General features: G+C 70.0%; 9 protein-coding genes and 1 pseudogene. 4 read left to right on the plus strand and 6 right to left on the minus strand.

What is annotated here, in order from left to right; all coding sequences use genetic code 11:
• Window positions 1–207: 207 nt before the first annotated feature.
• A complete protein-coding gene (locus AB0J09_RS45125; protein ID WP_360705627.1) occupies window positions 208–1308 on the plus strand; it encodes a histidine kinase in 1101 nt (366 codons plus the stop codon).
• Window positions 1305–1952 carry a response regulator transcription factor gene (locus AB0J09_RS45130; protein ID WP_360705630.1) on the plus strand — a complete coding sequence of 216 codons (648 nt, stop codon included), beginning with the start codon at window positions 1305–1307 and terminating at the stop codon, window positions 1950–1952. The genes AB0J09_RS45125 and AB0J09_RS45130 overlap by 4 nt, the downstream gene beginning before the upstream one ends.
• Here the strand turns inward: AB0J09_RS45130 and AB0J09_RS45135 are convergent.
• The 5 genes from AB0J09_RS45135 to AB0J09_RS45155 are packed head-to-tail and all read right to left on the minus strand — an operon-like array spanning window position 1949 to window position 7662.
• Window positions 1949–2953, minus strand: coding sequence for an ABC transporter ATP-binding protein (locus tag AB0J09_RS45135; protein ID WP_360705632.1), 1005 nt, complete (start codon window positions 2951–2953; stop codon window positions 1949–1951). The genes AB0J09_RS45130 and AB0J09_RS45135 overlap by 4 nt on opposite strands.
• Window positions 2950–3924, minus strand: coding sequence for an ABC transporter ATP-binding protein (locus tag AB0J09_RS45140; protein ID WP_360705635.1), 975 nt, complete (start codon window positions 3922–3924; stop codon window positions 2950–2952). The genes AB0J09_RS45135 and AB0J09_RS45140 overlap by 4 nt, the downstream gene beginning before the upstream one ends.
• Window positions 3921–4802, minus strand: a complete 882-nt coding sequence (locus AB0J09_RS45145) for an ABC transporter permease (RefSeq protein WP_360705638.1) — start codon at window positions 4800–4802, stop codon at window positions 3921–3923. The genes AB0J09_RS45140 and AB0J09_RS45145 overlap by 4 nt, the downstream gene beginning before the upstream one ends.
• Window positions 4799–5851 (minus strand): ABC transporter permease, encoded by a 1053-nt coding sequence (locus AB0J09_RS45150; protein WP_360705641.1) that lies wholly within the window; start codon window positions 5849–5851, stop codon window positions 4799–4801. Before AB0J09_RS45150 ends, AB0J09_RS45145 begins: the two co-directional genes overlap by 4 nt.
• On the minus strand, window positions 5848–7662 hold the full coding sequence (locus tag AB0J09_RS45155; RefSeq protein ID WP_360705643.1) for an ABC transporter substrate-binding protein: 1815 nt from the start codon (window positions 7660–7662) through the stop codon (window positions 5848–5850). Before AB0J09_RS45155 ends, AB0J09_RS45150 begins: the two co-directional genes overlap by 4 nt.
• A 229-nt stretch (window positions 7663–7891) precedes the next feature.
• On the opposite strand from AB0J09_RS45155, the gene AB0J09_RS45160 reads away from it, so the two are divergent.
• Window positions 7892–8446: a type 1 glutamine amidotransferase domain-containing protein gene (locus AB0J09_RS45160; protein ID WP_360705646.1), complete on the plus strand. Its 555-nt coding sequence runs from the start codon at window positions 7892–7894 to the stop codon at window positions 8444–8446.
• Between the two features lie 2 nt (window positions 8447–8448).
• On the opposite strand, the gene AB0J09_RS45165 is transcribed toward AB0J09_RS45160, so the two are convergent.
• Window positions 8449–9012, minus strand: a complete 564-nt coding sequence (locus tag AB0J09_RS45165) for a helix-turn-helix domain-containing protein (protein ID WP_360705649.1) — start codon at window positions 9010–9012, stop codon at window positions 8449–8451.
• A 98-nt stretch (window positions 9013–9110) separates the two neighbouring features.
• On the opposite strand from AB0J09_RS45165, the pseudogene AB0J09_RS45170 reads away from it, so the two are divergent.
• Window positions 9111–9315 (plus strand): annotated as a pseudogene (locus tag AB0J09_RS45170) (hypothetical protein); the annotation flags it as partial.

Consider the following 9315-nt stretch of genomic DNA (forward strand, 5'->3'; position numbering starts at 1 on the left):
CCGGTCGGCTTCGGAAGGGCGAGGCCGGCGGCCTGCGCCGGAGCGGCTCCGGCGAGGACCGCCAAGGACATCGCGACTGTCGCGAGGGTTTTACGCATGGGGCCAGGCTGGTGCCCCGGACCGCCGCCGAGGACGCCTCGATCGTCGATCGGTCCTTACTACTTTCGTCGTAAAACCCCTTTCTGGATGACCCATACGCTGTGAGGCATGCGGTTCGTGCTGCTCGGCGGAGCTGTGTTCGCGGCCTCGCTGCTCGTGGTGCGAGGACAGATCGGCGTGCCCTCCGACCTGCCGCTCCCGGTGCTGATCGCGGCCGCCGCGGCCGCGGGCCTGGCCGCGTGGCAGGTGCGGCGGTCCTGGTGGCCGCTGGTGGCGGTGGGCGCCGTCGGGTACGCCTGGCTCGTGATGTGGCCGCCGCTGATGCTCGCCTCCTACCACGCGGGGCTGACCCTGAGCAGGCGCCGCATCGCCGCTTACCTCGGCGGCTGTCTGGTGGTGTGCGGGACCGCCGCGCTGGTAGGCGAGCAGCAGGGCGGCCCGCGCCGGCTGATGACCGCCACCTCGGGCAACGCCGTGCTGATGGCGTTGGTCGTGATCGGGCTGCCGCTGGCCCTGGGCCTCTTCGTACGCGCCACGCGAGAGGCGGCCGCGGAGCGGGCCAAGCGGATCGAACGCGAGCAGGTCATGCGGGCCGAACAGGCCAGGGCGCAGGAGCGGGCCAGGATCGCCAGGGAGATGCACGACGTCGTCGCGCACCGGGTCTCGCTCATCGTGCTGCACGCCGGGGCGCTGGAGGTGCGGGCGGCCGACGAGGAGACCGCGCGGGCGGCCGCCATGATCGGCGGGATCGGCCGGGAGGCGCTGACGAACCTGCGCGACGTGCTGGGAGTCCTCCGCTCGCCCGCTCGTGAAGCCGCGCTTCAGCCTCCGCCCACCCTCGGCGACCTCGACCGGCTGCTCGACCAGTCCCGTGCCCTGGGCATCGCGGTGACCAGGCACGACGAGGGCGAGGCGCGACCGGTCGAGGCGACCGTGGAGCGGACCGCGTACCGGGTGGTGCAGGAGGCGCTCACCAACGTGCACAAGCACGCGGGAGACGCAGCCACGGACGTGCTCATCCGCTACGGGCCGGGCGAGCTGGAGGTGGAGGTGCGCAACGAGGCGCCGGGGTCACCGGGCGAGGAGCTGCCCGGCGCGGGCTGGGGCCTGGTGGGGCTGCGGGAACGGGTCGAGCTGCTCGGCGGCACGCTGCGCACCAGCGCCCAGGACGGCGGCGGCTTCCTGGTCAGCGCCAGGATCCCGGCGTGATCCGGGTTCTGGTCGTGGACGACGAGGAGCTCGTCCGTTCGGGGCTGCGGCTGATCCTGGAGGCGGCGGGCGACATCGCGGTCGCCGGTGAGGCGCGGGACGGCGCCGAGGCGGTCTCCGCCGTGCGACGGTTGCGGCCCGAGATCGTCCTGATGGACGTACGCATGCCGGGCATGGACGGCCTGACCGCCGCCGCCCGCCTCATGTCCGAGCCGGACGCGCCCAAGCTGATCATGCTGACGACGTTCGACCTCGACGAGTACGTGCACGAGGCGCTGCGCCTGGGCGCGGTCGGGTTCCTGCTCAAGGACACCCCGTCGAGGGAACTGGCCGCCGCCGTCCGCACGGTCGCCGGCGGTCAGGCCATGCTCTCCCCCTCGGTCACCAAGCGCCTGCTCGCCGCGTACGTGGATCGCGCGCCCTCACGGGCCGAGACCGCGCGCAGGCAGCTCGCCCAGCTCACCGGCCGGGAGGAGGACGTGATCAGGGCGCTGGCCCGCGGCCTGTCCAACGCGGAGATAGGCCGCGAGCTACACCTGACCGAGGCCACGGTGAAGGCGCACGTCAGCCGCGTGCTGGCCAAACTGGGCCTGGCCAACCGCGTCCAGGCCGCCATCCTCGTCCACGACGCGGACCTCGGCTAGCCGACGGCGTCCGCGTAGTAGCAGGCCGCCTGCGCCTCGGGGACGGCGGGCAGGATGTCCAGCAGCTCGGACCGGCACTTCGCGTCCACCCCCGCCTCGGCCGCCTTCCCGGAGGCGAGCACCTGGCAGCGGGCGTGGAAGCGGCACCCGCCGGGGATCCTGGTCGGGTCCGGCGGCTCGCCGGTGAGCACGATCCGCTCGGGAGACTCCGGCAGCACCGACAACAGAGCCTGCGTGTACGGGTGCCGCGGCGCCGTCAGGACCTGCTCCACAGGGCCTGACTCGACGATCCGGCCCAGGTACATGACCGCCACCCGGTCGGCGATGTTCCAGGCCAGGCCCAGGTCGTGGGTGACGACCAGCGCCGACAGTCCCAGCTCCTCGCGGAGCTTGAGCAGCAGGGCGAGGATCTCGCCGCGTACGGAGGCGTCCAGCGAGGCCACCGGCTCGTCGGCGATCAGCACCTTGGGGTTCAGCGCCAGCGCGCCGGCGATCACCACGCGCTGCCGCTGCCCGCCCGACAGCTCGTGCGGATAGCGCAGGAAGAACCGGTCGGGCGGCCGCAACCCAGCCCTGGACAGCGCCTCGGTCACGACCTCCCGCTCGTCCGGCAGGCCGTGGATGCGCGGCCCCTCGGCGACCGCCTCGTACACGGTGTGCCTGGGGTTGAGCGAGCCCATCGGGTCCTGCAGGACGAGCTGGACCTGCCTGCGGTACGCCTTGAGCGCCTTGGAGCCGTAGTTCAGCGCGGCGCCGCCGTACCGGATCTCGCCCGAGGTGGGACGCTCGAGGCCGAGCAGCGTGCGCGCCAGCGTGGTCTTGCCGCAGCCGGACTCGCCGACCAGCGCCACGATCTCGCCCTCGCCGATGGCGAGGTTCACGCCGTCCACGGCCCTGGCGCGGCGCCCGCGCGCGGAGAACTCCACGTGCAGGTCGCGGGCCTCCAGCAGGCTCGGCCGGGCCGTCGAGACCGCCTCTGTGGTGGTCTGCGTCTCGGTCATGAGGCCCCCTCCTTCTCGCGTACGTGCACGCAAGCGGCGGTACGGCGCTCGCCCGCGGGCCACAGCTCCACGTCCAGCGTCGCGCATTCGTCCAGCGCCACGGGGCAGCGCGGGTGGAACGCGCAGCCGCCCGGGAGCTGCATCGGGTCCGGCGGGTCGCCGCCGAGGCCCTTCGGCGCCAGCCGCGAGGCCGGGTCGCCCACCGTGGGGAACGCCGCCGCCAGCGCCCGGCTGTAGGGGTGCTTGGCGTCGTGGAACACCTCGGCGGACGGGCCGTGTTCGACGACGCGGCCCGCGTACATGACGGCGAGCTGGTCGCACACGTCCGCCAGGACCGACAGGTCGTGCGAAATCATGATCAGCGAGATGTCGTGCTCGGCGACCAGCTCCTTGATCAGCGTCAGGACCTGCGCCTGCACCATCACGTCGAGCGCGGTGGTCGGCTCGTCGGCGATGATCAGCCGGGGCGAGCAGGCCAGCGCCATCGCGATCATCACGCGCTGCCGCTGCCCGCCGGACAGCTCGTGCGGGTAGCTGCGGGCCCGCCACGCGGGCAGTCCGACCTGTTCGAGCAGCTCAGTCACGCGCTTGCGGGCGGCCTCCGGCTTGGCCAGGCCGTGTACGAGCAGCGGCTCGGCGATCTGGTCGCCGATCCTGCGCACCGGGTTGAGCCCGTGCTGCGCGCCCTGGAACACGATCGAGGCCTCGGCCCACCGCACGGCACGCATGCGGCCCCACTTCATGGTGAGCACGTCCTCGCCGTCGAGCAGGATCCGGCCGCCGACGCGCGCGTCGCGGGGCAGGAGCCGCAACAGCGCCATGGCCAGCGTCGACTTGCCGGATCCCGACTCGCCGGCGACTCCGAGTGCCGCTCCGGAGTCGAGCGTCAGCGACACACCGCGCACAGCGGGCACCTCGCCCGAGGCGATCCGGTACGTCACCGACACGTCATCGAGTTCGAGAAGAGTCATGCCGCCCTCCTGAGGCGCGGGTTCAGCACGGCCTCCAGAGCCCGCCCGACCAAGGTGAACGCCATGACGACGACGAGGATGGCCAGACCCGGAACGAGGATGTACCACCACGCGCCCTGCGTGGCCGCGCCGAAGTCGTAGGAGGAGCGCAGCATGGTCCCCCATGACGTCTTGTTCGCGCTGGCGCCCAGGAAGGCCAGCGTGGACTCGGTGACGATCGCGCTGGCCACCTCCAGTGTGGTGCTGGCCAGCAGCAGCGGCGCCACATTGGGGAGCACATGCCTGGTCGTGATGTGCCAGTGCCCGGCGCCGAGCGCCTTCGACCGCTCGATGTAGGGCCTGGCCTCGACGGCGAGCGTCTGTGCCCTGATCAGGCGGGCGGTGGACGGCCAGGAGGTGACCGCGATCGCCATGATCACCGTGAACGTGGTGCCGCCCAGAATGGCCGCCAGCACCAGTGCGGTCACCAGCGAAGGCAGCACCAGGAACCAGTCCGTGACCCGCATGAGCACGCCGCCGACCCATCCGCGGAAGTGCCCTGCGGCGATGCCGATGACCGTGCCGATCACGATGCTGAGCAGGGCGGCGAGGAAGCCGATGAGCAGCGACGTGCGCGAGCCCCACCAGACCATCAGCAGGATCGAGCGGCCGGACTCGTCGGTCCCGAAGGGGAAGTCCAGGCTCGGCGCGGCGAATTTGTCGCCGGTGGCATCGACGACGCTGGTCACGCTCTCGTCGATGAACAGCGGCGCGATCAGTGCGAGCACCACGGCTATGAGCAGGACCGCCATCCCGGCGACGCCTGCTCTGTGGGTGCGGAAGTCGGCCCAGAACCGGCTCACGGCGAGCCTTCTGCGGGCCGCGGCGACGCTGGTCATGCCGACCTCACTCTCGGGTCGAGCATGTGGTAGACCACGTCGGCCAGCGTGTTCATGAGGATCACGGCCACGGTGATCAGCAGGAACGTCCCTTGCATGAGGGTGAAGTCAGGCACCTTGATCGCACGGTAGAACAGCTGCCCCAGCCCGGGCCAGGTGAAGATCGTCTCCACGGTGACCGCGCCACCGACCACGAAGCCGATGCGCATGAACACCAGCGTCACCGTGGGCAGCAGGGCGTTGGGCACCGCGTGGCGGCGCCGGACCTCGTCGTCCCGGAGCCCCTTGGCCCTGGCCACGGTCACGTAGTCCTGGCTGACCTCCTCCAGCAGCGACGAACGCATGATCAGCAGGTATTGGGCGTAGACCACGCCCACCAGGGTCAGGCACGGCAGGACCATGTGCGAGGCCACGTCCAGCACGTACGCGAAGCCGTCCGGCGCGTCCACGCTCTCGATGCCTCTGAACGGGAAGAGGCCGGGAATGGGCCCGATGCCGACACCGAGCACCATCATCAGCAGCAGCCCCAGCCAGAACGTGGGCACCGACCAGAGCACCAGCGACACGCCGGTGGAGAAGCGGTCGGACCTGGTGCCCGGCCGCCATCCGGCCCGCGTGCCCTGCCAGATCCCGAGGCTGACGGCGATGACCAGACCCGTGCCCGCGAGGAGCAACGTCGGGCCGATGCGCTCGCCGATCAGGTCCAGGACCGGCCGCTTGTACTCGTAGGACGTGCCCAGGTCGAGCCTGAGCGTGTTGCCCACGAAGTCGAAGAACTGCTGGAGCACCGGCTTGTCCAGACCGAGCCGGTGGCGTTCGAGATTGAGCTGGTCCGGCGTCATGTTGCGGCCCTGCGCGAGGTTCCGCACCGGGTCGCCGGGCAGCAGCCGGAACACGAAGAACGTCCCGACGATCACCATGGCGATGCTGAACAGCGCCCCACCGGCCTTGGACAGTGCGTACTGCAGCGTGCCGCGGCGGGTGGAGCGCTCGTCACCAGAGCCCGCCGCCTGGACGGCGGGCTCTGCTGCTTCTAGCGGAGTGGTCATTCGCGTTCGTCGGCGACGCTCTTGCGGCGCCTGGTCAGGAAGAAGGCCGCCAGTCCGATGACCACGACGCCGCCCACGATGCCGGCGATGAGGCCGGTGTTGGAGCCGCCGCCGCCGCTGCCGCCGCTCGCCGCCGTGGCCTTGACGTCCACGGTGTAGAACGGCCAGTAGCCGCTGCCGCCGTACAGGAGGCCCTTGTCCTCAGGGATCGGGGTGATGCTGGTGATCCGGTCCTTGCGGTAGCCCTCGAGGTCGTTCGGGTAGTAGATCGCGATGACCGGGGCCTCGGTGTAGAGCCGCTCCTCCATCTTCTTGATGGTCTCGGCGCGCTTGGGCCGGTCGAGCTCCTTCAGCTGCTCCTGGTAGAGCTTCTCGAAGGTCTCGTCGCAGAAGAACGACTCGGTGCCGCCGCCCTCGCCGCCCGGGGCCGGCCTGCGGCTGCACAGGTGCGTGGCCAGGACCTCCTCGGGGTCGGGGTTGACCGACCAGCCGCTGATCGCGATGTCGAACAGACCGGTGACGCCCGTCTCCTCGGTGAACTTGCTGGAGTCGAGCTTCTTGGTGGTCAGCGTGACGCCGATCTCCTTGAAGAAGCCGGTCAGGTACTCGGCGAGCTTGTCCTCGATCGGGGTGTCGGTGTGGATGCTGAAGCGGAACTCCAGCTTGCGCTTGCCGTCGGGCATCGTACGGACGCCGTCGGCGCCCTTCTTGTAGCCGGCGTCGTCGAGGATCTTGTTGGCCTTGGCGGGGTCGTACGTGACCTTCTCGTCGCCGGAGGCCTCCCAGAAGAAGTCCTTGTACATCGGCGGCACGATCGAGCCGTCGGCGGGCTTGGCCAGGCCGTTCTGGACCTCGTCGACCAGCTTCTGCTTGTCGATGGCGTAGTGCAGCGCCTGGCGGACCTTGACGTCCTTCAGGGCCGGGTGGCCGTCACCGACGGGCTTGTTGTCGGTGGTGGTGGCGCCGTGGTTGATCTGCAGGTACGCCGCGCGGCGGCCCTGGGTGTTCCACGCCTCGATGTTCGGGTCGTTCTGGATGGCCTCGAACTCCGGCGGGGCCATGCGGCCGAGCAGGTCGATGTCACCGTTCTTGAGGCCGGCGACGGCGGCCTGCGGGTTGTCGTAGAAGATGACCTGCAGCTCGTCGATCTTGGGCTTGCCCCGCCAGTAGTTGGGGTTGGCCTGCAGCTTGACGTACTGGTCCTTCTTGTGCTCGATCGCGATGTACGGGCCGCTGGTGACGGTCGGGTACTTCTCGGCGTCGTAGTTGGCCATGTCGGTGACCGACTCCCAGACATGCTTGGGCATGATCGGGATCGGGTTTTCCAGCATGGACGCCTGCGGGGCCTTGAGCTTGATCGTCAGGTCCTGGCCGCTGGCCGTGACGCTCTCGTAGTTCTCCACCGCCGGGCCGTTGGCCGTCTTGGCGGCCTCGTCCGTCATGATCTTGTTGAACGTCCACGCCGCGTCATCGGCCGTGACCGGCTGGCCGTCCGACCACTTGGTCTGGCGGATCTTGAACGTCCACGTGAGCCCGTCGGGCGACGTGGTCCACGACTCGGCCAGGTCCGGGCTGGGCTGCAGCGTCTTGGAGTCGGGCACCGTGAGGAAGCCGTACATCCAGCGGTGGATCGACGTGGAGACCAGACGGACTGCCAGGAACGGGTTCATAGAGTCCATGGACTGCGTGGCCCCGATGCGGACGATCTTCTTCCCCGCCGCAGGTTCCTGAGCATGGGCCGCTGTCGCGCCCTGACCTGCTACTAATAGCGCGACGCCCAGCACAGCCAGGCGCGCGAACCATTTCCTCATAAGTGCCTCACCTTCAGGCGGGGGTTTCCTGTGTAGAGAAAGGCACACCATACGGAGACCGCGTGTCAACGCGTGGCGGAAAATTGTTTCATTCTCGTTTCCTTTTCTGGTGTAAATTTTCACCTACCTTGGCACCGACGCGGTGCCGCGCCCCTCGGACGAGCCTCCCGCATACAACCGGCCCCCTCGGTTAGGGGGAGAGGAGATGCAGCCCAAAGGGGGAGTTCACATGTTGGACGGCAAGACCATCGCATTCCTGGTCGCTCCCGAAGGAGTCGAGCAGGTAGAGCTCACCGAGCCGTGGAAGGCGGTCAAGCAGGCGGGCGGCACTCCCAAGCTCGTCTCCACCCGGTCGGGCCAGATCCAGGCGTTCCACCACCTGGACAAGGCCGACAGGTTCGCCGTGGACGAAACGGTGGACGACGCCGACCCGGGCTCATTCGACGGCCTCGTACTCCCTGGAGGCGTCGCGAACCCCGACATCCTGCGCATGGTGCCGCAGGCCGTGCAGTTCGCCCGCGCCTTCTTCGACACGGGGAAGCCCGTGGCCGCCATCTGCCACGCGCCCTGGACCCTGGTCGAGGCGGACGTCGTACGAGGCCGTACCGTCACCTCCTGGCCCAGTCTGCAGACGGACCTGCGCAACGCGGGGGCGACGTGGGTGGACCAGGAGGTCATGGTGTGCACGGAAGGGCCGAACACTTTGGTCACCAGCCGCAAGCCTGACGATCTCAAGGCGTTCTGCCAGGCCGCGACCGACGCGTTCGGCGAGGAGCAGCCGTAGTTTCAGGCGAGGAGGGCTTCGGCCAGGCCCCTGACCGAGGACTTGAGCCGGGCCACTCCACCGTCCGCCATGACGTGCCGGGCCAGGTCGGCGTCGAAGGAGCCGAGCAGCGCGTGGGCGGCGAACTCCGCGTCGAGGCGGCCTTCGCCGCCCGGCCCGGCCTCGGCGATCAGCGCGGTCACGTGGGCGTGCCAGCGCAGATAGGTCGGATCGAGGTACTTGTCATCGGCGCAGGCCCGCTCGTGGGCGGCGAAGAGGGCGAGATTGCGCTGGGCGAGCTCGGCCAGCTCGTCCAGGAAGGCCAGCAGCCGCTCTCTGGGCGGTGTGCCGGGCCCGAGCCCCGAGCCGGGCGACTCGATGGCGAGCGCCAGCGCGGCGGCCCGTTCGGCGAGCAGCTCCTGGAAGAGCCCGGTCCTGCTGCCGAAGCGCCGGAACAGCGTGCCCTTGCCCACACCCGCCGCCGCGGCCACCCGGTCGAGTGAGATGTGCTCGGCGCCGTGGGTGGCGAGCAGCTCTTCCGTGGCCCGCAGGATCGCCTCCCGGTTGCGCGTGGCGTCTGATCGCACTCCACCCTCCTCGCTTGCAAACGGACCGTCGGTCCTCATACTATCCCTGCCATCGAAGCGGACCGCTAGTCCGCATCTGTGAGCCGGGGAGGTCGCGCATGCGCGCATTGGTGGCGGGTCCAGAGGCCGAGGGACGATTCGCGGAGGTGCCCGAGCCCGTGCCGGGCCCGGATCAGGCGCTCGTGGAGGTCCATCACGTGTCCGTGAACTTCAGCGACCTGCGGCATATGGGGCGCCTGATCCGGGCCCGGCACGGGCTCGGGCACCTCCGCGAATCGTCCCTCGGCCTCTGGACCCGCCACC

This window comes from Nonomuraea sp. NPDC049784, from assembly GCF_040659615.1.
In the GTDB taxonomy this organism is placed as follows: Bacteria; Actinomycetota; Actinomycetes; order Streptosporangiales; family Streptosporangiaceae; genus Nonomuraea.